The organism is Streptomyces melanosporofaciens, assembly GCF_900105695.1.
Taxonomy (GTDB): domain Bacteria; phylum Actinomycetota; class Actinomycetes; order Streptomycetales; family Streptomycetaceae; genus Streptomyces; species Streptomyces antimycoticus.
This window is the reverse complement of sequence record NZ_FNST01000002.1, coordinates 5748087-5772209: the sequence shown is the minus strand read 5'-3', so window position 1 is coordinate 5772209 and position 24123 is coordinate 5748087. Positions and strand designations below refer to the sequence as shown.

At 72.0% G+C, this 24123-nt stretch carries 22 protein-coding genes and 3 pseudogenes; 16 read left to right on the top strand and 9 right to left on the bottom strand.

Going from position 1 to position 24123, the window contains the following annotated elements:
• Nucleotides 1-81: 81 nt before the first annotated feature.
• The 4 genes and pseudogenes from BLV72_RS27795 to BLV72_RS50095 all read right to left on the bottom strand — a co-directional run.
• On the bottom strand, nt 82-1296 hold the full coding sequence (locus BLV72_RS27795; protein WP_093465632.1) for a sugar ABC transporter permease: 1215 nt from the start codon (nt 1294-1296) through the stop codon (nt 82-84).
• A gap of 2 nt (nt 1297-1298) precedes the next feature.
• Nucleotides 1299-2081, bottom strand: a complete 783-nt coding sequence (locus BLV72_RS27790) for an ATP-binding cassette domain-containing protein (RefSeq protein ID WP_093465631.1) — start codon at nt 2079-2081, stop codon at nt 1299-1301.
• A gap of 12 nt (nt 2082-2093) precedes the next feature.
• Nucleotides 2094-3454, bottom strand: a pseudogene (locus tag BLV72_RS50100) (sugar ABC transporter substrate-binding protein).
• A gap of 66 nt (nt 3455-3520) precedes the next feature.
• A pseudogene (locus BLV72_RS50095) lies at nt 3521-5897 on the bottom strand (SpoIIE family protein phosphatase); the annotation flags it as partial.
• Nucleotides 5898-6158: 261 nt separating this feature from the next.
• On the opposite strand from BLV72_RS50095, the gene BLV72_RS27775 reads away from it, so the two are divergent.
• The 4 genes from BLV72_RS27775 (at nt 6159) to BLV72_RS27760 (ending at nt 8857) form a co-directional block, all read left to right on the top strand.
• Entirely contained in the window at nt 6159-6647 is a 489-nt protein-coding gene (locus tag BLV72_RS27775) for a GNAT family N-acetyltransferase (protein WP_093465629.1), read from the top strand.
• A 186-nt stretch (nt 6648-6833) separates the two neighbouring features.
• Complete coding sequence (locus BLV72_RS27770) at nt 6834-7493, top strand: cinnamyl alcohol dehydrogenase (protein WP_093465627.1); 660 nt, start codon at nt 6834-6836, stop codon at nt 7491-7493.
• 12 nt (nt 7494-7505) lie between these two features.
• Nucleotides 7506-8114, top strand: a complete 609-nt coding sequence (locus BLV72_RS27765; RefSeq protein WP_093465626.1) for a hypothetical protein — start codon at nt 7506-7508, stop codon at nt 8112-8114.
• Nucleotides 8111-8857, top strand: a complete 747-nt coding sequence (locus BLV72_RS27760; RefSeq protein ID WP_244320998.1) for a fibronectin type III domain-containing protein — start codon at nt 8111-8113, stop codon at nt 8855-8857. The genes BLV72_RS27765 and BLV72_RS27760 overlap by 4 nt, the downstream gene beginning before the upstream one ends.
• A gap of 34 nt (nt 8858-8891) precedes the next feature.
• Here BLV72_RS27760 and BLV72_RS27755 read toward each other — a convergent pair whose 3' ends face one another.
• Entirely contained in the window at nt 8892-9638 is a 747-nt protein-coding gene (locus tag BLV72_RS27755; RefSeq protein WP_093465624.1) for a TetR/AcrR family transcriptional regulator, read from the bottom strand.
• Between the two features lie 145 nt (nt 9639-9783).
• Between BLV72_RS27755 and BLV72_RS27750 the strand changes: the two are divergent.
• A pseudogene (locus BLV72_RS27750) lies at nt 9784-10960 on the top strand (FAD-dependent oxidoreductase).
• Nucleotides 10957-11733 (top strand): alpha/beta fold hydrolase, encoded by a 777-nt coding sequence (locus tag BLV72_RS27745; RefSeq protein ID WP_093465623.1) that lies wholly within the window; start codon nt 10957-10959, stop codon nt 11731-11733. Before BLV72_RS27750 ends, BLV72_RS27745 begins: the two are co-directional and overlap by 4 nt.
• A 77-nt stretch (nt 11734-11810) precedes the next feature.
• On the opposite strand, the gene BLV72_RS27740 is transcribed toward BLV72_RS27745, so the two are convergent.
• The 3 genes from BLV72_RS27740 to BLV72_RS27730 all read right to left on the bottom strand — a co-directional run bounded on the left by BLV72_RS27740 (nt 11811) and on the right by BLV72_RS27730 (nt 14458).
• Complete coding sequence (locus BLV72_RS27740) at nt 11811-12836, bottom strand: dipeptidase (RefSeq protein WP_093465621.1); 1026 nt, start codon at nt 12834-12836, stop codon at nt 11811-11813.
• Nucleotides 12837-12996: 160 nt separating this feature from the next.
• Complete coding sequence (locus tag BLV72_RS27735) at nt 12997-13902, bottom strand: DMT family transporter (protein WP_093465620.1); 906 nt, start codon at nt 13900-13902, stop codon at nt 12997-12999.
• Nucleotides 13895-14458, bottom strand: coding sequence for a MarR family winged helix-turn-helix transcriptional regulator (locus tag BLV72_RS27730; protein ID WP_093465618.1), 564 nt, complete (start codon nt 14456-14458; stop codon nt 13895-13897). Before BLV72_RS27730 ends, BLV72_RS27735 begins: the two co-directional genes overlap by 8 nt.
• 91 nt (nt 14459-14549) lie before the next feature.
• Here BLV72_RS27730 and BLV72_RS27725 point away from each other — a divergent pair, with 91 nt between their 5' ends.
• Together BLV72_RS27725 and BLV72_RS27720 are read left to right on the top strand one after the other, a co-directional pair.
• The gene (locus BLV72_RS27725; protein ID WP_093465616.1) at nt 14550-15332 is read left to right on the top strand and encodes an MBL fold metallo-hydrolase; all 783 of its coding nucleotides are present in this window, start codon (nt 14550-14552) and stop codon (nt 15330-15332) included.
• Complete coding sequence (locus tag BLV72_RS27720) at nt 15332-15994, top strand: DedA family protein (protein WP_093465615.1); 663 nt, start codon at nt 15332-15334, stop codon at nt 15992-15994. The genes BLV72_RS27725 and BLV72_RS27720 overlap by 1 nt, the downstream gene beginning before the upstream one ends.
• A gap of 179 nt (nt 15995-16173) precedes the next feature.
• On the opposite strand, the gene BLV72_RS27715 is transcribed toward BLV72_RS27720, so the two are convergent.
• Complete coding sequence (locus BLV72_RS27715; protein ID WP_093465613.1) at nt 16174-17817, bottom strand: FAD-dependent oxidoreductase; 1644 nt, start codon at nt 17815-17817, stop codon at nt 16174-16176.
• Between the two features lie 165 nt (nt 17818-17982).
• Here BLV72_RS27715 and BLV72_RS27710 point away from each other — a divergent pair, with 165 nt between their 5' ends.
• From BLV72_RS27710 to BLV72_RS27675, 8 genes are all read left to right on the top strand, one after another.
• Complete coding sequence (locus tag BLV72_RS27710) at nt 17983-19161, top strand: SchA/CurD-like domain-containing protein (protein ID WP_093465612.1); 1179 nt, start codon at nt 17983-17985, stop codon at nt 19159-19161.
• Between the two features lie 74 nt (nt 19162-19235).
• Nucleotides 19236-19643 carry a cupin domain-containing protein gene (locus BLV72_RS27705; RefSeq protein ID WP_093470580.1) on the top strand — a complete coding sequence of 136 codons (408 nt, stop codon included), beginning with the start codon at nt 19236-19238 and terminating at the stop codon, nt 19641-19643.
• Nucleotides 19640-20908, top strand: a complete 1269-nt coding sequence (locus BLV72_RS27700) for a beta-ketoacyl-[acyl-carrier-protein] synthase family protein (RefSeq protein ID WP_093465610.1) — start codon at nt 19640-19642, stop codon at nt 20906-20908. The genes BLV72_RS27705 and BLV72_RS27700 overlap by 4 nt, the downstream gene beginning before the upstream one ends.
• On the top strand, nt 20905-22155 hold the full coding sequence (locus BLV72_RS27695) for a ketosynthase chain-length factor (RefSeq protein WP_425288402.1): 1251 nt from the start codon (nt 20905-20907) through the stop codon (nt 22153-22155). The genes BLV72_RS27700 and BLV72_RS27695 overlap by 4 nt, the downstream gene beginning before the upstream one ends.
• Nucleotides 22155-22412, top strand: a complete 258-nt coding sequence (locus BLV72_RS27690) for an acyl carrier protein (RefSeq protein ID WP_014055766.1) — start codon at nt 22155-22157, stop codon at nt 22410-22412. Before BLV72_RS27695 ends, BLV72_RS27690 begins: the two co-directional genes overlap by 1 nt.
• 2 nt (nt 22413-22414) lie before the next feature.
• Nucleotides 22415-22879 carry an SRPBCC family protein gene (locus tag BLV72_RS27685; protein ID WP_014055765.1) on the top strand — a complete coding sequence of 155 codons (465 nt, stop codon included), beginning with the start codon at nt 22415-22417 and terminating at the stop codon, nt 22877-22879.
• Nucleotides 22876-23211 carry a TcmI family type II polyketide cyclase gene (locus BLV72_RS27680; protein ID WP_014055764.1) on the top strand — a complete coding sequence of 112 codons (336 nt, stop codon included), beginning with the start codon at nt 22876-22878 and terminating at the stop codon, nt 23209-23211. The genes BLV72_RS27685 and BLV72_RS27680 overlap by 4 nt, the downstream gene beginning before the upstream one ends.
• Nucleotides 23212-23531: 320 nt before the next feature.
• Nucleotides 23532-24104 (top strand): hypothetical protein, encoded by a 573-nt coding sequence (locus tag BLV72_RS27675; protein WP_093465609.1) that lies wholly within the window; start codon nt 23532-23534, stop codon nt 24102-24104.
• The last annotated feature ends 19 nt before the right edge of the window (nt 24105-24123 follow it).

Here is a 24123-nt window from a genome sequence, read left to right as displayed (position 1 = left end):
CCGCGATCAGCGGCAAGAACGACACGAGCGCTTAGTGCGAATGGCCCGCCGGACGCTTGATGGGAAGGGGACCGCCGGATATCAGGCCCGGCCGTGTGCCCGTTGTGCGCGGCGGGACAGGGAGTCGACGACGACGGCGAGCAGCAGCACCCCGCCGGTGATCATGAATTGCACGGCGGTCTGGATGTCCATGAGTGCCACGCCCGAGGCGATCGACTGGATGACCAGCACGCCCAGCAGGGCGGACCAGGTGCTGCCGCGGCCGCCGAAGAGACTGGTGCCGCCGATGACGGCCGCGGCGATGGCGTTCATCAGCAGGTCGGTGGAGACCGATGTCTGGCTGACCGAGTTGATCCGGGAGGCCAGGAACAGGCCGCCGATGGCGGCCATCGTGCTCGACATCATGAACGCCGAGGTCCGCACCCAGACCACATTGACCCCGGCGCGGCGGGCCGCCTCGACCCCGCCGCCCAGCGCGAAGATCATCCGCCCGTAGGTCGTACGGCGCAGGACGTAGTCGAGGATGACGAGGACGACCAGGAAGACCAGGAGGGCGAGTGGCAGGCCCTGGAACTGGTTGAGCACATACGCGGCGGCGAAGGCGATCACCGCGAGCAGCCCGGTGCGCAGGGCGATCTCGACCGGGGAGCGGGAGGGCACTCCGGCGGCGTGGCGGCGGGTGCCGTCCCGCCAGGCGGTCAGGAAGTATCCGGCCGTGCCGAGCGCCGCCAGGGCGTAGGCGGCGGCGACATCGGAGAAGTAGAAGTTGGTCAGCTTGGCGACCAGGCCCTGATCGTCGAGGTTGATGGTGCCGTAGGCGCCCATGATGGCCAGCATCAGGCCATACCACCCCAGCAGTCCGGCGAGGGTGACCACGAACGCGGGGACGCCGACCACGGCGGTGAAGAAGCCGTGGACGAAGCCGACCGCCGTACCGCAGAGCGCGGCCAGGACGATGGCGGGTGGCTCGGGCATGCCGTAGTTGACGTTCAACACGGCGAACAGGGCGGAGGCCAGGCCGCTCACCGAACCCACCGACAGATCGATCTCACCGATCAGCAGAACGAAGATCACGCCGACCGCGATCATGCCGGTGCCGACGATGTCCACACTGAGGTTGGAGAGGTTGCGCGGGGAGAGGAAGTGCGGGTTGAGGATCTGGAAGATCAGCCAGATCGCGAGCAGTCCGAGCACGACCGGTACGGAGCCGAGCGCTCCACCGCCCAGTTTGCGCCCGAACGCGTCGGCGAAGCGTTCGGCACCGTGCGCGCTGGGTCCGCCGATCCCGCCGGGCACGCTCACAACTCCCCCTCCCGTGTCACACGCCGGGTCACCGCGTTGTCGGACGCGCCGGTGATGGAGGAGACGATCTGCTCCTGGGAGGTGGTGGTGACGTCGAAGAACCCGTTGTTGCGGCCCAGGCGCAGCACCGCGACCCAGTCCGCGACGGCCTTGACGTCGCCCAGGTTGTGGCTGATCAGCAGCACCCCGAGGCCGCGTTCGCGCAGCCGTTCCACCAGATCGAGGACCTGGGCGGTCTGCTCGATGCCGAGGGCGGCGGTGGGCTCGTCCAGCATGACCAGGCGCGGCTCGCCGAGCAGGGCCCGGGAGATGGCGACGGTCTGCCGCTGGCCTCCGGAGAGGGAGGCGACGGGCCTGCGCACATCGGGGATGCGGATGGCGAGGGTGGCCAGCAGATCGCGGGTACGGCGCTCCATCTCCACCTCGTTGAGGACGCCGATCCGGCTGATCTCACGGCCGAGGAAGAGGTTGCCGACGACATCGAGGTTGTCGCAGAGCGACAGGTCCTGGTAGACGGTGGCGATCCCCAGATGCTGGGCGTCGTGCGGGCGGCCGATGTGGACGGGGCGGCCCCGCCATTCGAGGACGCCCGTGTCGGCCGGTTCGACCCCCGCGATCACCTTGACCAGGGTGGACTTCCCCGCGCCGTTGTCACCCACCAGGGCGATGACCTCACCGGCGTGGATCTCCAGATCGACGTCCGTGAGCGCCTCGACCGCGCCGAAGCGCTTGAAGACGCCACGCAGCGCCAGCAGGGGCGGGGCCGACGGTCGGGCCATCCGCTCCTCCCTTCATCCCGCGTCGTGCGATGAGCCGTTCCGGCCGATGAGCCCGGCTCTGCGGCAGTCATCCACATACTTCTTGGTGCATATCTGATCGACGCGATACAGACCGTCCTTGATGACGGTGCTCTTGATGTTGTGCACGGTCACGGCCACCGGCGTGAGCAGCACCGCGGGGATGCCACGGGCCGTGGCGCTGTTGACCCGCTGCCCCGCGATCCCCTTGAGCGAGGTGCCGTGTCCCAGCGCGATGGCCATCTCCGCGGCGGTGTACGCCTCGGGCTTGAACGGCTTGTAGACACTCATGTACTGCTCACCCTTGACGATCCGCTGAATGCCCGCGAGCTCGGCGTCCTGGCCGGTGACGGGGGCATCGGATGGATCCGGGCCGTCTTGAGGGCGGTGATGACACCCGAGGCCAGGCCGTCGTTGGCGGCGAGGACGCCGTCGATGGCATGGGGGCCCAGGGCGGCGATGGCGGCGGACATGTTGCGGTTGGCGTTCTCCGGCCGCCAGCCGACGGTCTCGTAGGACTTGACGATCTTGACCTTGCCCTGGAGGACCGAGCGCGCGCCCTGTTCGAACCAGTCCGCGTTGGGGTCGGTCGACGAGCCGTTCATCATCACGACCTGGCGGTTCTCGGGGTTCGGGCCGAGCGCCTCGAGCAGCGCCTCGCCCTGGAGCCGGCCGACGCGTGCGCCGTCGAAGGAGACATAGCCGGAGATGGGCCCCTCCGCGAGTCGGTCGTAGGCGACGACCGGGACGTTGGCGCGGCGGGCCTGGATCACGGAGTGGCGGACGGCCTTGGTGTCCACCGCGTCCAGGATGAGCACATCGACCCCGTTCGTGATCATGGCTTCGATCTGGTTGCGCTGGGCGGCCGGATCGTGCTGGGCGCTGGAGTAGCTCACCGTGCAGCGCGGGCACAGCTGCTCGACCCGCTCCTGGATCAGGGGCTTGTCCATGCTCTCGAAACGGACGATCTCGTTCTCCGGGAGCAGCAGGCCGATCCGCAGCGGCCCGCGGTGCGGCCCGGTCGCGCCGACCGGCTGGCCGACCTGGGCCGCGTTGCCGCATGCGGCGAGGGACACGGCAAGGCCCAGGCCCGCCGTGACGGCGATGGCCGCGCGCAGGCGAGCGCGCGCCCGGGAGCGGGTCGGGGCGTCCGTCCGGGCACGCGTCGGAGTGTGTCTCCGGAAGCGCGTAGGAGCGTGCGTCCGGAAGCGCGTCGCAGCGTGCGTCCGAAAGCGCGCCGGAGCGTGCGTCCTGGAGCGCATCGCAGCGTGCGTCCAGGCGGTCGTACGGGAGCGGCTCATCGCCTTGTCCTCCTCCCTCTCCTCCCCTCGTCCCCTCCGCCCGCGGTGCGTCATCCGCGTCGGTCGGCCCTTCCGGCGGCTCCTCCGGGGCGGCCCACTCCCGGGCTCCTCCCGCGGGGACGACAGGGAGAGCTCGCCCCAGACCTGCTTGCCCCCGCTCAGCGGCACCGAGCCCCAGGTCTGCGACATGGCCTCGATGAGCAGCAGCCCCCGCCCGCCGGTCGCCTCCCAGTCCACGGTCGCCGGTTTGACGGGGGTGCGCGGCGAGGGGTCGTTCACCGCGATCCGCAGCCGGTCCGCGGTCAGCGTCAGATTCAGCCGCACCTCGCCCCGGGTGTGCACCAGGGCATTGGTGACCAGCTCGGAGGTGACCAGCAGCGCCACGTCCAGCTCGTCCGCCAGGCCCCAGTTGCGCAGGGTGCGCGCGGTGAAGCGGCGGGCGTGCATCACGGCGTCGGGCAGCCGCCACACCGTCCAGCTCGCCCGGGTGGGCCGCACCCGCATCCCGTCGTAGCGCAGCAACAGCAGCGCGACATCGTCGTCCCGGCGACTGTGTCCGCCGAGCAGCTCGTCCGCCACCCCTCCGGGGTCGGCCGGGTCGGCCCGGGCGAGCGCCTGGCGCGCCCGGCGCACCCCGTCGTCCAGGTCGAGCCGGGCGGACTCGACCAGACCGTCGGTGACCAGGGCGAGCAGGGTGCCGGAGGACAGCCCGGCCGCGGTCATCGGGAACTCGGCGTCCGCGACCACGCCCAGCGGCGGGCCGCCCTCGACGTCGAGCTCCTCGGTGGTGCCGTCCGGGTGGCGCAGCAGCGGCTGGATATGTCCGGCCCGGACGAACCACGCCTCGCCCTCCTCCATGTCGAGGTCGGCGTAGCAGCAGGTGGCGAAGAGGTCGGTCTCCATGCCGACGAGCAGGCGGTTGGCGTGCGCCACGACCACATCGGGCGGATGGCCCTCCACGGCGTAGGCCCGGATGGCGGTGCGCATCTGGCCCATGATGGTGGCGGCCGCGGCGCTGTGGCCCTGCACATCCCCGATGACCAGGGCCACATGGCCGTCGGCCAGCGGGATCACGTCGTACCAGTCGCCGCCCACCTCCAGGCCCATCGTCGCGGGCAGATAGCGGGTGACGGCCACCCCTCCGGGCAGCTCCGGCAGCTTCCGCGGCAGCAGGCTGCGCTGGAGCATGGTGGCCAGCTCGTGCTCGGCGTCCAGGGCGTGGGCGCGCACCAGGGCCTGCCCCACCAGACCGGCGGTCGCGGTCAGCAGCGAGCGCTCCTCCGGGCCGAACTCATGCCGCCGCTCCCAGCCGATCAGGCACACCCCGACGATCCGGCCGTCCGCCGGGAGCGGGAGGACGGCGAGGCCGCCGGGGCCGATACCGGCGAGCCCGGGTTCCAGGGCGGAGCCCTCGGGCCAGATGCTGACCTGGCCCTCCCGCAGCGCCTCCGCCAGCGTGGGCAGGGCATGGCTCGGCGGCTCGGGCCATTCGGACCGCCAGGCGGACCGCCACACTTCGGGCCAGGCGGCGGGCTCGGCGGGCGCCAGGACGGCGACCACCAGCTGCTCGGCCTGGACCTCGGCGACCGCGACCCGGCCCGCCCCGAGCGGATCGCGCAGCGCGCCGACCACCGCCCGGCCCACGTCCCGGACGGTGGTGGCCCCGGCCAGGGCGGCGGACAGCCGCTGCACCAGGGACACCTCGTCGGCGCGGGGCCGCAGATACGAGGTCTCCGCGGCCACCCCGAGCATGCGCCGGGGCGTGCCGTCCGGCCCCGTCTCCACCTGGGCGCGCAGGCCCAGCCAGCGCAGCTCACCGTTGGGCCGCCGGATCCGGAACTCGAGCTGGGCGGTGCCGGAGGTCAGCACATCGGGCTCCAGGACCGACATCAGGGCGGGTACGTCGTCCGGGACGGTGACCGACAGCAGGGTCTCCACCCGTCCGTCGAAGTCCTCCCCGCGATGCCGAAGAGGTCGAGCACCTGGGTGTCGGCGGTCAGCCGCCCGCTGCCGAGGTGCAGCACGAACGAGCCGACCCGCAGCCGGTCCAGGGTGGGGCCGGGGAGGTCGGGATGCGGCTGGGTGAGCGCCTCCGGCCCGGCCGCCTCGACCCCGGCGGCCACATGGTGGGCGTAGAGCTCGATGAAGCCCCGGCGGTCGGCGTCGATGCCGCCGGGTGACTCGTCCACGACCACCAGACACCCCAGCCCCTTGCCGTCCCCGCCGAGCGGCAGCACCCCAGCGAGACGCCGGGCGTGGTGGGGGTTTCCGGAGTGGTGGGGCCGGTGGGGCCGTAGGCGGCGAGTTCGCTGGGGTTCAGCCACAGGGGGCGGCCGGCGCGGAGGGCGTCGGTGACGGGCGAGCGCCCGGACAGCCGGTAGCTTGCCGGCAGCGCGTACGACCGTCCGGCGCTGCGCACCGTCTCGGCCAACCGCAGCTCGGCACCTTCCGCGTCCAGCACATAGACAGCCACCACCGCGGTCCCCGTGAACGTCAGCACATGCCCGGTCACAGCACGCCTGCACCGCCTCCGTGCGCGGACCGCCGGTCGTGTGGGGCGTACCCGGGCCCTTGATCGGCCTTCGCGCGGCGACCGGTCACGACCACCGGCGGGGCCTTCGCTGCCGCGCCCCCCTCGAAAGGGTTGGCGCCTCTCCTCAAAGCATGGCACAGCGGGCTGAACCCGGCCATCTCCCCTCGGAATCGGCGGCACGCGACGGCGATCGGTGGCGTACGACGATGCGGGAGACTCGGCCGCATGGTGGAGCTGCGCGTGGTCACGACGGACGACTGGCCCCTGTGGCGGGATGTCCGCCGGGCCGCGCTGGCCGAGGCGCCGCACGCCTTCAAATCCCGGCTCGCCGACTGGCACCGCGGCGGCGAGGAGCGGTGGCGCGCCCGGCTGGAGGTGCCGGGCGCCCACCACATCGTCGCCCTGCTGGACGGCCGGGCCGTCGGAATGGCGGGCGGCCTCCCCGGGGACGGCGGGCCGCCGGAGCTGAGGTCCGTCTGGGTCAGCCCCGAGGCACGCGGCCAGGGCGTGGGCGGCCGGCTGATCGCGGCGGTCGAGACCTGGGCCCTGCGGGCGGGCGCCACGGCGCTGCGGCTCGCGGTGCTCCCGGGCAACGCCCCGGCGATCGCCCTCTACGAGCGACACGGTTTCGTCGCCACCCAGGAGCCGGGGGATCTGCTGGCCGACGGTGTGACCAGGGAGCTGGTCATGGTGAAGGCGCTGCGGCGGAGTTGACCGCCACCGACCCACAGTCGTGAATTCCGTTCATTGATATGGACACGCCCTGATCCTTGCCCTACGTTGACTCTTGGTCTAGACCATGATCCATCCAGGGAACGGAACAGACCGGAGGTGGGCCCGATGATGCCCGCGTTACGCACCACCAGACGCGCCAGACGCTCCCCACACACCAGGACGGCCATGGCCGTCGCCGCACTCATGGGGATCCTGACAGCGGGAGTCGCGTCCGGAGGGACGGCCACGGCGAAGGAGGCCGCGGCGTCACCGACGGACGGATGGACGCAGACGTCGTTCACATACTCGATGCACAAGCCGTGGAATCTCGACCTGAGCGAGCGCTACCGCTACGACTCGGGCTCGAAGACCCACACGATGTGGGTGAATTCCACCGATGAGCCGCTCGAAGAGGGCAGCGGCACCGATCCGCGCACCGAAATGCGGTGGAAGCAGGAGTACACCTCGGGGCGGCACATGTGGGACGCCGATGTGTATGTGCCATCCGGTACGAACGGCGCGGACATCATGCAGATCCTGCGGGTCAAGCACCCGAGCGGAACACCGGCCACCGACATCATGTTCCGGGCCTCCAGCGAGAACGGAGGAACGCTCAGGCGCTATACGGACACCGTCATCAAGTCCGGTATCTACAACAAGTGGTGGAACCTGAAGGTGGCCCATGACGCGGGCACCGGAAAGATCCAGGTCTACGCCGACGACAAGCTGGTGCTGACGGTCGACGACCGGGGCCCGGCGACCCGCCACTTCAAGAACGGCGTCTATCACCACGGCAACGGCCGGGCCGAGGCCCGGTTCCGCAACATCCGCTATTGGGTCAAGTAGAGGAGTCGGACGGTGTCCACGAAATACCGCGTCATTGCCGGAATCTCGGCCGCCTGCGGACTGCTGCTGGCGGCTTCGGGCGCCGCGCACGCCGAGGTCGAGCCGGGCGGCTGGTCGTCCGAGTCGCCGGGGTTCAAGGTGCAGGAGCGGGGGTGCGGGCAGGTCGACAACCTCACCTTCACCCTCACCTGCTCCACCGCGAGCGGGGACCAGCGGGCCGAGCGGCGCTATGACACCTACAACGGGGGAACCCACCAGTTCGAGGGGTACTTCCGGGTCACCAGCATGGGCGGCACCCGGATCAGCCTGAAGCAGACGTTCAACGACACCGACGGCGACGCCGGTCCGTACTTCATGCTCGCGGTCGAGCGGGGCGGGCGGCTGTACGCCGTGCACGGCGGGGACACCCTGTCCAACGCCGGGACGGTCGGGGCCACCGTGCGCGTCAATACGGTGCACGACGTGGGCGAGGAGCACCGTACGTACATCAACGGCTCGCTCAAGCACACCGTGGACAGCCCCGGTGGCAGCTTCTACGACAAGTTCGGGGCGTACCGCACCAGCAGCGGCAACGGCCCGGCCACCGTGGTGTGGAGCAACGTGAAGTTCTGGCGCAAGTGAGCGGCTCGGTACGCGCCCTGGCGGCGGCGGTTCTCGCCGTCGCCGGGCTTTCCGGAGTCAGCGGGTGCGCCTCCCCGGAAGCCCCCCGGGAGCCCCGGACCGGCACCGTGCTCACCGTCACCCGGGTCTCCCCCGTCGACGCGAAGCTGAGCTGGCACGGGAGGGCGCCGGGCGCCGCGGGGCGGATCGTGGAGTTCGCGACCGAGCTCCGGGGGCCCTGGACGATCCTCACCTACGCCCCGCTCGGCCAGACCACCTACCGGCACCCGGATCTGATACCGGAGACCCACTTCTACTACCGGGTGCGGCCGTACTACGGACCCGCGTCCCGGCCGGTGGACGTCACGCTGCCGAAGGGGTCGTTCACCAAGGCGGAACAGCGCGAGGCGCACACCTGGGCGCCGCCGCGCACCATCCGGCGGGCCGGTGTCCGCACCAGCCCCGCCCGGCGGCCCGCCGCGACCCCGACCGAGTTGCGCGCGAAGATCATGCACGCCAACGGCATCCGGTTCACCTGGACCGACCACGCCGAGGGCGAGCGGGGCTATCTGCTGGAGGACCGGCCGCGGGGCGGCGGCTCCTTCCGTCCGGTCGCCGTGCTCGACCCGGACATCAACTCCTTCGGGCTGATCACCCTGCCGAACGAGAAACGGGCCTCCTACCGGGTCCGGCCCGTGACCTACGGCGAGCGGTCCAACATCGCCCGGCTCACCACCGGCGAGCGGCCCGCCGGGCGCGGCTGATCGCCGCCGCCTCGGTCCCCCGAGCGCCGCCGCCTCAGGGCTCGATGTCCGCCGGGTCCCCGAGGTCCGCCGGGGACGGGGAGAGCACCTCCGGCACCGGGGTGTGCCGCGCCCCGGCGATCAGGACGTCGAACCCCCAGGCCAGCCGGTCCTGCGGGGACCCGGACAGCAGCCGCGGGCCGAGCGCGGCGATATGCGGATGGGTCCGCGGTGAGACGTCCCGCACCACCGTGGCGAGCGCCTGCCAGTCCGCCTGGTCCTGGGGGGTGTCGCCGGGGACCCGGTGGGCGTGCTCGGCCGCGGTCGCGGTGCCGTACTGCAGCAACAGATCGATCAGCCACGCGGCCCGGTCGGACTCCAGGCCGCCCTCGTCCAGCAGCGTCAGCATCGCCTCCACCAGCCGCAGATAGTGCTTCCCGAAGGGGCGGGCCACCAGCGCGGACTGGGCGAGACCGGGGTACTCGAACAGCACCGCGGTGTACGAGGTGAGGATCCGCACCAGCCGGTCGTGCCAGTCGCCGCTCGCCCCGGCCGGGCTGAGGTCGACCTCGCCGAGCAGCTCGTCCAGGACGGCCGCGTGCAGCTCGGCGATATTGCGGACGTAGACGTAGAGCGAGGCCGGCCCGGTGTCCAGCTCCTTGGCCAGGCGGCGCATCGTGACCCGCTCCAGGCCCTCGGCTCGCATGAGCCCGACCGTGGTGGCGATGATGCCTTCCCTGGTCAGGGCCGGTTTGGCCGGACGTTCCCGGCGGCTTTGCGGGGCGGTGGGATGCGCTGTCATGACGCCATCGTACCTGTTCACGAACGCGTTCGTCCCAGACGTGTTCGCCACAGACGCGTTCGTCACGAACGCGTTTGCCACGAACGCGTTCGTCGCCCTACGCTCGTCTCCATCCGCCGCGCACCGGCGCCGAGCCTGGGAGGCATTGCCATGTCCGGAGCACCCCGTATCGCCATCGTCGGAGGAGGTCTTGGCGGGCTGACGCTGGCGCGCGTTCTGCACGTCCACGGCATCGCCTCGACCGTCTACGAACTGGACGCCTCGGCGACCGCACGCGACCAGGGCGGCTCGCTGGACATGGATCCCGAGTCCGGCCAGCGGGCGCTGCTGCACGCCGGTCTGCTGGAGGAATTCCGGCCGCTCAGCCGCCCCGAGGACGGGGAGCTGCGGCTGCTCGACAAGGACGCGGCCGTCGGCTTCCGCATCCCCGCGCCGGAACCGGGCGCGCGAGACGAGGGAGAAGAACGGCCCGAGATCGACCGCAGGGCGCTACGGGATCTGCTGCTGGGCGCGCTGCCCGAGGAGACGGTCCGCTGGGGCCACAAGGTGCGGGCGGTCTCGCTCGGCGCGGCGGGGCGGCCCACGCTCACCCTGTCCGGCGGCCGCACCGTCGAGGCGGATCTGCTGGTCGGCGCCGACGGGGCGTGGTCCAGGGTCCGGTCCCTGGTGTCCGACGCCGACCCGGTCTACTCCGGAATCTCGTTCGTGGACTGTCTGCTGCACGACGTCGACGCCCGGCACCCCGCCGTCGCCGAACTCGTCGGCCGGGGCACGATGTTCGCCCTGGCCGACGAGAAGGGGCTGATCGCCCAGCGCAACGGCGGCGACCGCATCCGCGTCTACGCCGCGGTCAAGGCCCCGGAGGAGTGGAGCCGTTCGGGCCTGATCGATCCGGCGGACCCGGCGGCGGCCAGGAAGCGGCTGCTGGACCTCTTCCCCGACTGGGACGAGGGGCTGCGCGCGCTGATCGCCGACAGCGACGGCCCGCTGGTCCCCCGGCCCATCCACGCCCTGCCCATCGGCCACCGCTGGGAGCGGACGCCCGGCGTCACGCTCCTGGGCGACGCCGCCCATCTGATGTCCCCCTTCGCGGGGCGGGCGCCAACCTCGCCATGCTCGACGGCGCGGAACTCGCCCTCGCCCTCGCCACCCACGACGACCTGGAGACGGCTCTGAACGCCTACGAGACACCCATGTTCCCGCGCGCCGAAGAGGCGGCCGCGCAATCCGCCGACAACCTCACCGGCTTCTTCCACCCGGACGGCCTGCGGATCGCGTGCGACACCTTCACCGCGGTCACCTCCGGCGGTGAGGCCCGATGACCACCCACCAGACCACCGGATTCACCATCGAGCCCTACGCCGGCCTTCCCCTGACGGTGCGGGACGTGGGCGCGGGCCGGCCCGTGCTCGTGCTGCACGGCGGCGGCGGACCCGCCTCCGTGACCGACATCGTGGACCACTTCGCCGCCACCTCCCGGGTGCTGGCGCCGACCCATCCGGGCTGGGAGGACACCCCGCGGCCCGCGTGGTTCTCGGGCGTGGGCGACCTCGTCGAGACCTATCTGGACCTGCTGGACGACCGCGATCTGCGCGATGTCCTGGTCGTCGGCGTCTCCTTCGGCGGCTGGATCGCCGCCGAGATGACCGTGCGCGACCGGGCCCGCCGCATCGGCGGACTGGTCATCATGGGCGCCTTCGGCCCGCATGTGGAGGGGCACGAGCCGCAATTCCCCACCGCCCCGCCCGGTCCGCCCGGCCCGCCGCCCGGTCCGGGCTCCGGCGCACCGGCACCGGCATCGGCACCGCGCCGGGGCCCCTCGCCCGCGGCCCTCCAGGCGCTGGTGGCCTACGCGGGCCCGACGAGGTCCGATCCGAAGCTGCTGCACCGGCTCGCCCGGGTGAGCGTGCCCGCCCTCGCGGTGTGGGGGGAGCAGGACACCGTCGTCCCGCCCGACTTCGGCCGTGCGTACGCCGCCGCCATCCCGGGGGCGCGGTTGGAGCTGATCCCGGGCGCGGGTCACATCCCCACCCGGGAGGCCCCGGAGGTCACGTTCGCCGCGATCGACGCCTTCTCGGCCACCATCGGGGGGTAGCGGCCGTTCTCGGGCACCGGTCAGGTCCTCGGGCACCTGTCAGGTCCTCGGGCCCCTGTCAGGTCCTCGGGCACCGGTCAGGCGGGGCGTCCCAGCTCCTTGCGGAAGAGCTCCAGCACATTGCCGCCGAGGATCTTCTCGACGTCCCCCTCGGGAAGGCCCCTTCGGACCAGCGCCTCGGTCACCAGAGGCAGTCCGCGGGGGCCTTCCAGGCCGGGGACCAGCAGCCGGGCGTACTCGACGTCCTCGCAGCAGGGCGGGGTGGTGTCGTCGCTGACCTCCTTGATGAAGTCCGGCCCCAGACCCACCCGGTCGACGCCGATCACCTCGGCGATATGGACGATGTGGTCGGCCAGCCGGTCCACCGTGCGGTCGGCCTGGGCGGTGGCCAGGAACTCGCCGAGGAAGTTGACGCACACCATCCCGCCGGTCGCGGCGATCCCGCGCAACTGCTCATCGGTGAGGTTGCGATGGTGGTCCAGGAGCGCGCGGGCGGAGGAGTGGGTGGCCAGTACGGGGCGGGTGGCCAGCTCCAGCACATGGGCGACTCCGGAGGCGCCGAGGTGGGAGACGTCGAAGAGGATGCCGAGACGCTCCATCTCCCTCAGCGCCAGGACCCCGGCCTCGGTGAGCCGGCTTCCGGTGGCGTCCTCACCGCTGCCGTCGGCCAGGGCGGTGCGGCCCCAGTGGGCGAGCGAGGCGATGCGCACCCCGAGGCGGTGGAGGGTCGGGAGGAGTTCGACGTTCGCGTCCAGCCCGGGGGCGCTCTCCAGCGCCAGCACCAGGGCGATCCGGCCGTCGGCGAGCGCGGCGTCGATGTCGTCGCCGTCCAGGCACAGCCGTACCTCGTCGGCGTTGCCCTCGGCGAGGGTGTGGGCGCACTCGATCATCCGCAGCGTCTCGCGCAGCGCGCCCTCGGGGCGGAACTGCTCGTCGATGAAGACCGGCAGCACCTGCACATTCACGCCGCCCTCGCGGAGCTGCGGCAGCCAGCGCTCCCGGAAGTAGCCGGCCCAGCGGTGCGGTGGGCGGGCGGTGACGGCGATCAGCAGGTCGTTATGGGCGTCGGCGACGACGGCGCGCTGGTGGAGTGCACGGCTCATAGGGCACGGCTCATGAGGACGACGGTGTCCTTTCGTGGGACGGGAAGCGGCGTCGGTCATCGTGACGTACGCGCCGTCCACCGGGCCATGGGTTTTCGCCCGGCGCCGGTCTCGCGCGGGCAGGCGCCGGTCCCCGTGGTCGGACGCCCATCGTCGGCGGTCAGTTGAGGGCGATCAGCCCGATGGCCACTCCCGCGCCCAGCAGCCCGACGGCCTGGGGCCGGGTGATCCGCTCCCGCAGGAACGTCAGCGCGAGCAGCACCGGCACCGCCGGATAGAGCGCGGACAGCACCACCGCCACGGACAGCAACTCCTGCCGGGTGGCCAGCAGATACAGGACGGTCGCCACCGTGCCGAGGACGCCCGCCACCGCCGCCACGGCGACCTCGCGGCGGGGCAGCCGCAGCCGGGCGCCGGTCGCGGGAAACAGCGCGAGGATGACGGCCACCGACACGGCCCGGCTGACCACCACCGGCCACCATCCGGCCGTGGCCGGTATCCGGGCCAGCGCGAAGAAGTGCACGGCCAGGCCCACCCCGGCCACCAGCGCCATGACCAGGGCCGGGGACAGATGGTCGGCCCCTTGTGCCCGCCCGGCCCGGGCGGCGGCCGGTGTCTCCGCCGGACGGGCCTCGCCGCCTTCGCCGCGCTCGCCGCGCTCGCCGCGTGAGACCAGCCAGAGGGCGGGCAGCCCGAGCGCGATCCCGGTGAGCGCCGGGGGCGAGGGCCGGTCGCCGAGGAAGGCGATCCCGGCCAGCACCGGCAGGCCCACCGCCGTGACATCGCTGACCGGCACCACGACGCTCATCGGCCCTTTGTTCATCGACCAGTAGAGGCAGGCCACCCCCACACCGGTGCCGAGCCCCGAGAGCGCACCCCAGGCCAGGGCCGGGGCCGGGGCGGTGGCGCCCTGGGTGAGCAGCACCGGGACGAGGCTGACCACCGTGCCGGCCAGCTGTGCCCAGGCCGCGACCGTCACCCCGTGCCGGCGGCGGGAGACCAGGCCGCTCAGGAAGTGGGTGGTGCCGAAGCAGAGCGCCGAGGCGAGGGCGAGCAGTTCACCCATGGTCCGTACGGGCCTCGTCCTCGGCCGCCGCCCGAGCGGCCGCCCGGTCCGCGGCGCCGACCGGGCACTCCACGCCGTCCGGGGTGCAGGCGGCCCGGTCGCACAGCCGGCACATCCGGTCGGCCGAGCCACTGCCCTGGTAGAGCCCCTCGAGCAGCTTCGCCAGGAGCGTGCCGAGGTGGCGGATCTCCGTATCGCCGAGGCCGTCCAGCACCCCGGTGAGCTGGGAGGTCCGCGAGGTCAGCAGCTGGCCGGCGGTCCGCCGGCCCTTGGCAGTGGGGTGGACCCCGGTCCAGTTGCCGATCGTGCGGCGCCGCTCGACCAGCGCCTCCCGCTCCAGCCCGTCGACCATCCGCACCGCCGCGGACTGGGTCAGCCCCACCCGGCGGCCGAGCTCGGTCACGCTCACGCCGGGGTCGGCGCGGAGCACGATCAGCGCGGCGGCCGCGCTCATGCTCAGGCGGGACGCGGAGGCCGGGGCGCTGAGCAGATCGTCCGTGATCGCCAGTGCCGTGGCCCCCAGCAGGTTCGCCACTCGTTCCGTGTCATCATGCATGACTCATGCATACCCCGGTCGGGCGGATGCCATGCCCCGGCCGGCGGGGTGAGAGGATCGGACGGACGGGCCCGAGGGACGGAGGCGGGAGATGTCGGTGGAGATCACCTGGTGGGGGCACGCCACCGCGACCGTGCGGGACTCCGGGGTGCGGGTGCTGACCGACCCCCTGTTCGTACGGCGCCTGGCCCATCTGCGGCGCCGCCGGGGGGCCGTGCCACCGGCCGCCGCGGCGGTGGCCGACGTGGCGCTGGTCTCGCATCTGCACGCCGACCATCTGCACCCCGGCTCGCTGGCCAAACTGCTGCCCGGCACCCGGCTGGTGGTGCCGCGCGGGGCCGGACGGGCGGTGCCCGGGCTGCGGCGGGTGGTGGCGGCGCGGGGGCTGCGGGTGACCGAGATGGCGCCGGGGGATGTGTGCACGGTCGGCGAGGTGCGGATCCGGGCGGTACCGGCCGAGCACGACGGACGGCGGCTGCCGTACGGGCCGAGCCGGGTGCCCGCGCTGGGGTATGTGCTGAGCGGCGAGTCGACCACGTACTTCGCGGGCGACACCGGGCTGTTCGACCGGATGGCCGAGGCCGTGGGCGCATGCGATGTGGCACTGCTTCCGGTGGGCGGCTGGGGGCCCTACCTCGGCCCCGGCCATCTCGACGCGGGCCGCGCGGCCCAGGCACTGGCGCGGCTGGGGGCCCGTTGCGCGGTGCCGGTGCACTACGGGACGTACTGGCCGATCGGGATGGACGCGATCCGTCCGCATGAATTCCACGCCCCCGGCGACGACTTCGTGCGCCACGCCGGGCGGCTGGCCCCCGACACGGTGGTGCACCGGCTGGGCCACGGGGAGTGCGTCCGGCTGGAGCCCGCCAGGTGATGGGGGATCTGGCGGAGCTGGTGGACCTGGCCCGGAGCGTGCCCTCCGAGTCGACCCAGCAGGCGGTGGGGTATCCCTCGCTGTTCCTGCTGGTCGTGTTCGGGTCGCTGGTGCCGGTGGTGCCCACCGGTGCGGTGGTCTCCTCGGCCGCGGTGGTCGCCATCCACCAGACCGCTCCCCCGCTGTCGCTGCTGGTCGTCTTCGGGGTGGCCTCGCTGGCGGCCTTCTCGGGCGACGTGATGCTCTACTGGCTCGGGCGGCGCGGGGTGGCTTCGAAGAACGGCTCGCGGTGGCTCGAGCGGATCCACGACCACGCCGCGCCGGAACGGCTGGACCAGGCGCAGGCGCGGCTGGAGGAGCACGGCGTGGCGGTTCTGGTGCTGTCCCGGCTGATCCCGGCGGGCCGGATACCGGTGATGCTGGCCTGCCTGCTGGCGCGCTGGCCACTGCGGAGATTCGCCCACGGCGCCGCGCCCGCGGCGCTGGCCTGGGCGCTGACGTATCAGCTCATCGGGATCCTGGGCGGCTCGCTCTTCCCGGAACCGTGGGAGGGCGTGGCGGCGGCCGTGGTGCTGACGGTAGTGATCAGCACGACCCCCGCACTGTGGCGCCGACTACGGCGCCGCAGTGCGGGCGACGCCCGGAGCGAGGCCGCGGGCTGACCCCGCGTACCGGGCCCGGGGGCCCGGGGGCCGGGGCCCGGAAGCCCGCAGGTCCCGCGCCCGCCCGGGCGCCGCCGTCCGGGGTCGCCACCCGGTCGGCGGAGCGTCCCGCCGACCACGGGCGGGCGGCGCGCGGGAAGGCCGGGGCGCCCGGAAGGCGGGGCGCCCGGGAACGGGCGTCAGCCGTCCAGGCTCAGTACCTCGCGCAGGGCACGCGTCAGCGCGGCCTCCGGATTGGGCACCGAGCGCTCCACTCGCCAGGCGACGAAGCCGTCGGGGCGGACCAGGACCGCCCCGTCGGGGGCGGTGCCGTGCAGTTCGGCCCAGTCGGCGCCCGGTTCGGGGGCGAGTTCATGGTCCGGTCCGTCGCCCACCCGGTAGCAGTCCAGCGGTACGCCGAGGGCGTCGGCGGCGCGGTGGCCCGCCTCGTACCAGGAGGATCCGCCCGGCCCGGTGAGCAGCACACAGGTGCGCTCGTACAGGTCGAGGGTGGACAGCCGCACCCCGCAGCGGTGCACCCACATATGGGGCGCGCGGCTGCCGGGCTCGGCCGAGACCGTGAAGTGGTCGGGCACCGCGGGCGCGGCGGCGTCGGCGCCGACGACCGCGCCGCGCACATAGCGGTAACCCATGGCGACGGCCATGACATTGCTCTGCGGGCCCCGGTCCTCGCTGGCGGGCGCCGAATAGCCCGGGTGGCTGTGTTCGGCCGAACGGGCGGCGGCGCGGGCGCTGGTGGCCTGGGCGACCGGGCGCCGCTCCATGCCGTAGGTCTCCAACAGCCCGGGGCCGGCCCAGCCGCCCATGACGGCGGCGATCTTCCATGCCAGGTTGTGGGCGTCCTGGATACCGGTGTTGGAGCCGAAGGCGCCGGTGGGCGACATCTCGTGCGCGGAGTCCCCGGCGAGGAAGACCCGGCCCTCGGAGTAGCGGTCCGCCACCCGCTCGGCCGCGTGCCAGGGGGCCTTTCCGGTGACCTCGACCTCCAGGTCGGGCATGCCGACGGCGGTACGGATGTGCTGCGCGCAGCGCTCGTCGGTGAACTCCTCCAGCGCCTCGCCGTGCTCGGGGTGCCAGGGGGCGTGGAAGACCCACTGCTCCTGGTTGTCGACGGGCAGCAGCGCCCCGTCCGCCTCCGGGTTGGTGAGGTAGCAGGCGATGAAGTGGCGGTCCCCGACCGCGTCCGCGAGCCGCTTGGCGCGGAAGGTGATGGACACGTTGTGGAACAGCTCGCCGCGTCCGCTCTGCCCGACGCCGAGCGCCTCGCGTACCGGGCTGCGGGGGCCGTCGGCGGCGATGAGGTAGTCGGCGCGGACCGTGAAGCGCCGTTCGGACCTGCGGTCCAGGAGCACGGCGGTGACCCCGTCCGCGTCCTGCTCGAAGGAGATCAGTTCGGTGGAGAACCGCAGATCGCCACCGAGGCCCTGGGCCGCGCTCAGCAGCACCGGCTCCAGGTCGTTCTGGCTGCACAGGCACCATCCGGCAGGGCTGATCCGGGCGGCCTTGCCACCCGGATCCATCTCCCGGAAGAGCCAGTTGCCCTCCGTGCCGGTCAGCGACGGGGTCTGCAGGATTCCATGGTTGTCGGCCAGGACGGACGCGGCCTCGCGGATCGCGGGCTCCACTCCGGCGGTGCGGAACAGCTCCATCGTCCGGATGTTGTTCCCCCGTCCGCGCGGGTGGTGCGAGGTGCGCGGGTGTTTTTCGACCAGTAGATGACCGATCCCCAGTCGGCCCAGGAACAGTGAGGCGGACAGGCCCACCAGGGAGCCGCCCGCGATGAGGACGGGCACACGCTCAGCATTGTCGGCAAGACGGTTCATTGTGCTGCTATGCCCGGTGTTTCCGGGCTCTTCCGGGACGCTGACGAGGCGTTCGCTCGGATGGCTCACATATCTCGCGCCATTGGTGGGAGCACCCCACGATCGTCTAACGGGCGGGTGTCCTCGATGCCCGGAAGGACGCGTCCGCGAAATAAGGAGTGGAATATGAGCACCCTGTCCGACATTCCGGAGTCCACGGTGAACCCATCACCGACCACCGTGGAATCCGCTCTCACCGACACCAGATTGCGCGTCGTCTTGCTGGTGCAGGTCAACAGCGGTGCCGAGCAGCGCTTTCTGCGTGCCTATGACCAGTTGTCCCAGCAGGTGGCCGCGGTGCCCGGGCACATCAGCGACCAGCTCTGCCAGTCGATCGAAAACCCCTCCCAGTGGCTGATCACCAGCGAATGGGAAAGCGCCCCTCCGTTCCTTGCCTGGGTGGACTCTCCCGCGCACCGGGAGATGGTCAAGCCCTTCCACGGCTGTGTCGAGGACACCCGCTCGCTGCGGTTCAGCATTCTGCGGGAGACCCTGACCGCCGGATCCCCGCCGGTCGATGTCACCACCCGGGGTGTCGACGCCGCGCTGCGGGTCGGCGACGGGCTGGTCCGGCAGGCGCTGACCTTCACGGTGAACCCCGGCAGCGAGGACACCGTCGCCAAGATCCTCGCCGACTACGCCTCACCGGATGCACGCGTCGATGAGACCACCCGGCTCTCCCGCACCTCCGTCTTCATGAGCGGCAACCGGGTCGTACGGGCCGTGGAGGTCAAGGGCGATCTGACCGCGGCGCTGCGCTTCGTGGCCCGGCAGCCGGAGATCAAGGCCGTCGAGAGGGCCATCAATCCGTATCTGGAGGAGGACCGCAACCTCGACGACCCCAGCTCGGCACGGGAGTTCTTCGCCCGGGCCTCGCTTCCGGTGGTCCACCACATGACGGCCGGCGGCCCGCGCCCCGCCCAGGGCGTCCACCGGCACGCGCTGCTCTACCCGGTCAAGGCCGGCTGCGGACCGGCGGTGGCCAGTCTGCTGGCCCGGCAGGACGAGCTCGCGGTGAACAAGGAGATGACCGCCGAGCAGTCCGCCAAGACCCTGCTGAGCAGCACCATCTTCCAGCGTGACGACATCGTGGTCCGGCTGGTGGACCTGAGCGTGCCGCTGGACCGGCACCCCGCCATGGCGGCCGGTGTGAGCGGACGCCGGGCGGCCGCGGTGCTGGGCCGCCTCCTGGACCTCGGGGCGGACGGGGCGGTGATCGACCTGTCCGTGGACGACGGGCTGCGCCGCTTCCTCGCCGACTGCGACATGACCCCGATCACCGACCGCCAAGCGGCCGACCACTGACGTCCCCTCTTCCCCTTCCCCCCTTCCCACCCCCTGTGGCGCGGACCGCGCAACGCTACCTGGAGGAACTCATCATGACCACGCAGTCCCCTCTCGTCGTCGACCTCGCCGCGGTCGCCCCCAACCGCCGGCGCGGTGGCGATGTGCGCGCCATGCTCACACCGCCGCTGGTGGGCGCCACGAGCGGCTTCATGGGGATGGCCATCGTGGGGCCCGGTGAACGCGTCACCGAGCACTACCACCCGTACTCCGAGGAGTTCGTGTACGTCGTCAGCGGCGACATGGAGGTGGACCTGGACGGCGAGGCGCATCCGCTCCGCCCCGACCAGGCGATCCTGATCCCCATCAATGTGCGGCACCGGTTCCGCAATGTGGGCAGCACCGAGGCCCGGATGGTCTTCCACCTCGGCCCCCTGGCGCCGCGGCCCGAGCTCGGCCATGTGGACACGGAGTCCGCCGAACCCGCCGAGGCGACGTCGTGACCCGACGGGTGGTGGTCACCGGGCTCGGTGTCGTCGCCCCCGGGGGTGTGGGCGTTCCGGCGTTCTGGGACATGCTCACCGCAGGCCGTACGGCCACCCGCAACATCACGCTCTTCGACGCGGAGCGGTTCCGCTCCCGGATCGCCGCCGAATGCGACTTCGATCCGCTGGCCGGTGGTCTGACCTTCGAGCAGATCGAGCGCTCGGACCGCTATGTGCAGTTCGCACTGGTGGCGGCGAAGGAAGCGGTCCGGGACTCCGGGCTGGACCTCCAGGCGCTCAACCCCTGGCGGATAGGGGTCTCCCTGGGCAGCGCGGTCGCCGCCTCCACCCGGCTGGAGCAGGACTACGTCAAGGTCAGCGACGCCGGGGAGCACTGGGATGTGGACCACCGCAAGGCGGGTCCGCATCTGCAGCACGCGTTCTCACCGAGCGCGCTGTCGTCCGGGGTGGCGGAGCTGACCGGTGCGCAGGGCCCCGTGCAGTCCGTCTCCACCGGCTGCACCTCCGGTCTCGACGCGATCGGGTACGCCTTCCAGGCGATCGAGGAGCGGCGGGCCGATGTGTGCATCGCCGGGGCCGCGGACTCGCCGATCACCCCGCTGACCGTGGCCTGCTTCGACTCGATCAAGGCCACCTCGGCGAACAACGACAACGCGGCCACCGCCTCGAGGCCGTTCGACGCCCACCGGGACGGCTTCGTGCTCGGCGAGGGCGCCGCCGTGCTGGTCCTGGAGGAGCTGGAGCACGCCCGGGCCCGAGGGGCGCGGACCTACTGCGAGTTCCGGGGCTTCGCCACCTACGGCAACGCGTACCACATGACCGGTCTGACGCGGGAGGGGCTGGAGATGTCCGAGGCGATCGACCACGCGCTCGGCCACGCCCGCGTCAACAGCGACGAGATCGACTACGTCAACGCGCACGGCTCGGGCACCAAGCAGAACGACCGGCATGAGACCGCGGCCGTGAAGCGGTCCCTGGGCGAGCACGCGTACAAGACCCCGATGAGCTCGATCAAGTCCATGGTGGGCCATTCGCTGGGGGCGATCGGCGCCATCGAGGTGGTCGCCTGCGCCATGGCGCTCGCCCATGGCGTGGTGCCGCCGACGGCCAACTACGAGACCCCCGACCCCGAATGCGACCTCGACTATGTCCCGCGCACCGCCCGCGCCCTCCCGCTGCGCAATGTGCTCTCGGTCGGCAGCGGGTTCGGCGGCTTCCAGTCCGCGGTGGTGCTGGGCCGGACGGACGGGAGGGCGGTATGAACGCGGCGATGAACACCCGGAACCGGGGCGCGGCCATCACGGGCATCGGGGTGATCGCCCCCAATGGGGTGGGCACCGACGCCTTCTGGAAGGCGACCCGGGAGGGGATCCCCTGCCTCGACCGGATCTCCCGCGAGGGCAGCGAGCACTTCCCGGTCCGGATCGGCGGCCAGGTCCGCGGCTTCGATCCGGGGTCGATGATCGAGGAGCGCTTCCTCGTCCAGACCGACCGCTTCACCCACTTCGCGATGGCCTCGGCGGATCTCGCGCTGGACGACGCCCGGCTGCCGGTGGACGACATGTCGCCGTTCGCGATCGGCGTGGTGACCGCCTCCGGTTCCGGGGGCGGCGAGTTCGGCCAGCGCGAGCTGCAGCAGCTCTACGGCAAGGGGCCGCGCTATGTGGGCCCGTACCAGTCCATCGCGTGGTTCTACGCGGCCAGCACCGGCCAGGTCTCCATCCGGGGCGGGTTCAAGGGCCCCTGCGGAGTGGTGGCCAACGACGAGGCCGGCGGTCTGGACGCGCTCGCGCACGCCCGCCGGTCCATCCGGCGGGGGGCGGACGCGATGGTGGCCGGCGCCTCCGAGGCATCGCTGGCGCCGTACTCCATCGTCTGCATGCTCGGCTGGGACGAGCTGAGCCGGGCCCGCGACGCGGGCCGGGCCTATCTGCCGTTCACCGAGGACGCCTGCGGATTCGCGCCCGGCGAGGGCGGGGCGATGCTGGTCGTGGAGGAAGAGGGGGCCGCCCGGCGCCGCGGGGTGCGGATCCGGGGCTTTATCGCCGGGTACGGCTCGACCTTCACCGGGGCCTCCCGCTGGGAGCGGTCCCGGGAGGGGCTCGCCCAGGCCATCCGCGTCGCCCTGGAGGACGCCCAGTGCGCGCCGGAGGAGATCGACATGGTCTTCGCCGACGCGCTCGGCGTGCCCGAGGCCGACCGCGCCGAGGCGCTGGCCATCGCCGACGCCCTCGGGCCGCACGGCACCCGGGTCCCGGTGACCGCGCCGAAGACCGGCTTCGGCCGGGCGCACTGCGCGGCCCCCACGCTCGACGTGGTGGCCGCGGTGCTCTCCATGGAGCACCGCGTCGTGCCCCCGACCCCGTACGTCACCGACGTCTGCCATGAGCTCGACCTGGTCACCCGCAGCTCCCGCCCCGCCGAGCCGCGGACGGCGCTGGTGCTCAGCCGAGGGCTCATGGGTTGCAACGCGGCGCTCGTGCTCCGCGGACCGGAAGGAGATTACTGATGTCCAGTCAACTGTCCTATGGGGAACTGGCCACGCTCATGAAGCGCTGCGCCGGGCTCACCGTCGATCCGGACACGATGCAGACCCGGCCGGACTCCACCTTCGAGGAGTACGGCCTGGACTCGCTTGGCCTGCTCGCCATCGTCGGTGAGCTGGAGAACCGGTACGGCACCCCGATCGAGCCGGGTGCCGAAAGCTGCAAGACCCCCGGGGACTTCCTCGACGTCATCAACACCTCACTTACCTCAGGAGCATGAAGATGGCAGGCCACACCGACAACGAGGTCATGATCAAGGCGCCGTTCGACCTCGTCTGGAACATGACCAACGACCTGGAGAACTGGCCGCAGCTCTTCAGCGAGTACGCCTCGGTCGAGGTGCTCCAGCGGACCGGGGACACCACCACCTTCCGCCTCACCATGCACCCCGACGAGGACGGCAAGGTCTGGAGCTGGGTCTCGGAGCGGGAGACGGCCCGCGATGTGCGCACGGTATGGGCCCGCCGCGTCGAGCCCGGCCCCTTCGCGTACATGAACATCCGCTGGGAGTACGAGGAGGAGTCCGAGGGCACCCGCATGCGCTGGACCCAGGACTTCGAGATGCGGCCCGACGCGCCGGTCGACGACCCCACGATGACCGACCACATCAACCGCAACTCCCGTATCCAGATGGATCTGATCCGGGACAAGATCGAGCAGCGGGCCCGGGAGACGGTGAGGGCATGAGCGTGTACCGCACCATGATCGTCGCCAAGATGCAGCGGGACGCGGCCCCCCAGGTGGCCAAGATCTTCGCGGAGTCCGACCGCGGCGAACTGCCCAAGCTGATCGGCGTCACCGGCCGCAGCCTCTTCCAGTTCGGCGATGTGTATCTGCATCTGATCGAGGCCGACCGGCCGCCGGCCACCGAGGTCACCAAGTACGCCAAGCACCCGGAGTTCCGTGACGTCAGCGCCCGCCTCCAGCCGTATATGCAGGCGTACGACCCGGCGACCTGGCGTGAGCCCAAGGACGCCATGGCGCATGAGTTCTACCGCTGGGAGCGCGACGCGGGCTAGCGGACGCGTCCCGCCGCACGGGGCCGCCGACGGAGTTCACCTCCCGGCGGCCCTTTCCTTATGCCCCGTCAGCGAAAATCTCACACTACTGGGCTCATCGGAATGTTGTCTGCCGAAAAGGTGAAAGGGCATCAGTCCATTCGCGCGGCAAATGAGTGATCATTGCGCTTATCTACACCCAGAGGGCTTACAACAGGGCAGATCACAGGCCGCGCCGAGTGGCAGGGGGAGCCCTCTTCGCTGACGGTGGACAAGACGCCGATGCGATCCCTTTATCTGGCAAATAGTCAGTATCGTGACGGCGCCGGAAGGAATGACTCATGCGATCTACTCGCGCACTCTTCACCGGGGCGGCGATTGCCGCCACCCTGACCCTGGGCGCCCCCGCCGCCGCGTTCGCCGCCGACGTCTCGGACCCGGGCGGTCACGGTGGGTACTCGAGCAGCCAGGAGTCCTCCGAGGACGGCTACGGCCAGGGCGGCAGCTCCTGGAAGGACAAGGACGACCATGGCCGCGAGGACGGCCGGGAAGACCACGGCAAGGAAGAAGAGCAGGGCAAGGAAGAGATGAAGGGCAAGGACGAGGGCGGCGAGCGCGACTGGTCCTCCTCCCAGGGCAAGGACGAGGACCGCGACTTCGACCACGGCAAGGACGAGGGCCGGGAGCACGACAACCACGAGTGGAACGGCAAGAAGGACGACCACGAGTGGAACGGCGGTTCCTGGAAGGACCACGAGAAGGGCGACAAGCCGCGCGGTGGCGTCCACACCGGTGGTGGCGGCATGGCCACCACGGGCAGCGGCATGGCCGCCGGCTCCGTCCTGCTCCTCGGTGGTCTGGGCGCCGGCGCCTACGCCCTGCGTCGTCGCAAGCCGACCGGCACCGCGATCTGAGCCTGACGCTTTCGTAATT

Bases quoted from the DNA above. Each gene is read 5' to 3' on its own strand.
- BLV72_RS27790 (WP_093465631.1), bottom strand. From the start codon at position 2,081: ATGGCCCGACCGTCGGCCCCGCCCCTGCTGGCGCTGCGTGGCGTCTTC.
- BLV72_RS27775 (WP_093465629.1), top strand. From the start codon at position 6,159: ATGGTGGAGCTGCGCGTGGTCACGACGGACGACTGGCCCCTGTGGCGG.
- BLV72_RS27770 (WP_093465627.1), top strand. From the start codon at position 6,834: ATGGCCGTCGCCGCACTCATGGGGATCCTGACAGCGGGAGTCGCGTCC.
- BLV72_RS27755 (WP_093465624.1), bottom strand. From the start codon at position 9,638: ATGACAGCGCATCCCACCGCCCCGCAAAGCCGCCGGGAACGTCCGGCC.
- BLV72_RS27745 (WP_093465623.1), top strand. From the start codon at position 10,957: ATGACCACCCACCAGACCACCGGATTCACCATCGAGCCCTACGCCGGC.
- BLV72_RS27740 (WP_093465621.1), bottom strand. From the start codon at position 12,836: ATGAGCCGTGCACTCCACCAGCGCGCCGTCGTCGCCGACGCCCATAAC.
- BLV72_RS27735 (WP_093465620.1), bottom strand. From the start codon at position 13,902: ATGGGTGAACTGCTCGCCCTCGCCTCGGCGCTCTGCTTCGGCACCACC.
- BLV72_RS27730 (WP_093465618.1), bottom strand. From the start codon at position 14,458: ATGCATGATGACACGGAACGAGTGGCGAACCTGCTGGGGGCCACGGCA.
- BLV72_RS27725 (WP_093465616.1), top strand. From the start codon at position 14,550: ATGTCGGTGGAGATCACCTGGTGGGGGCACGCCACCGCGACCGTGCGG.
- BLV72_RS27720 (WP_093465615.1), top strand. From the start codon at position 15,332: ATGGGGGATCTGGCGGAGCTGGTGGACCTGGCCCGGAGCGTGCCCTCC.
- BLV72_RS27715 (WP_093465613.1), bottom strand. From the start codon at position 17,817: ATGAACCGTCTTGCCGACAATGCTGAGCGTGTGCCCGTCCTCATCGCG.
- BLV72_RS27710 (WP_093465612.1), top strand. From the start codon at position 17,983: ATGAGCACCCTGTCCGACATTCCGGAGTCCACGGTGAACCCATCACCG.
- BLV72_RS27705 (WP_093470580.1), top strand. From the start codon at position 19,236: ATGACCACGCAGTCCCCTCTCGTCGTCGACCTCGCCGCGGTCGCCCCC.
- BLV72_RS27695 (WP_425288402.1), top strand. From the start codon at position 20,905: ATGAACGCGGCGATGAACACCCGGAACCGGGGCGCGGCCATCACGGGC.
- BLV72_RS27690 (WP_014055766.1), top strand. From the start codon at position 22,155: ATGTCCAGTCAACTGTCCTATGGGGAACTGGCCACGCTCATGAAGCGC.
- BLV72_RS27685 (WP_014055765.1), top strand. From the start codon at position 22,415: ATGGCAGGCCACACCGACAACGAGGTCATGATCAAGGCGCCGTTCGAC.
- BLV72_RS27680 (WP_014055764.1), top strand. From the start codon at position 22,876: ATGAGCGTGTACCGCACCATGATCGTCGCCAAGATGCAGCGGGACGCG.
- BLV72_RS27675 (WP_093465609.1), top strand. From the start codon at position 23,532: ATGCGATCTACTCGCGCACTCTTCACCGGGGCGGCGATTGCCGCCACC.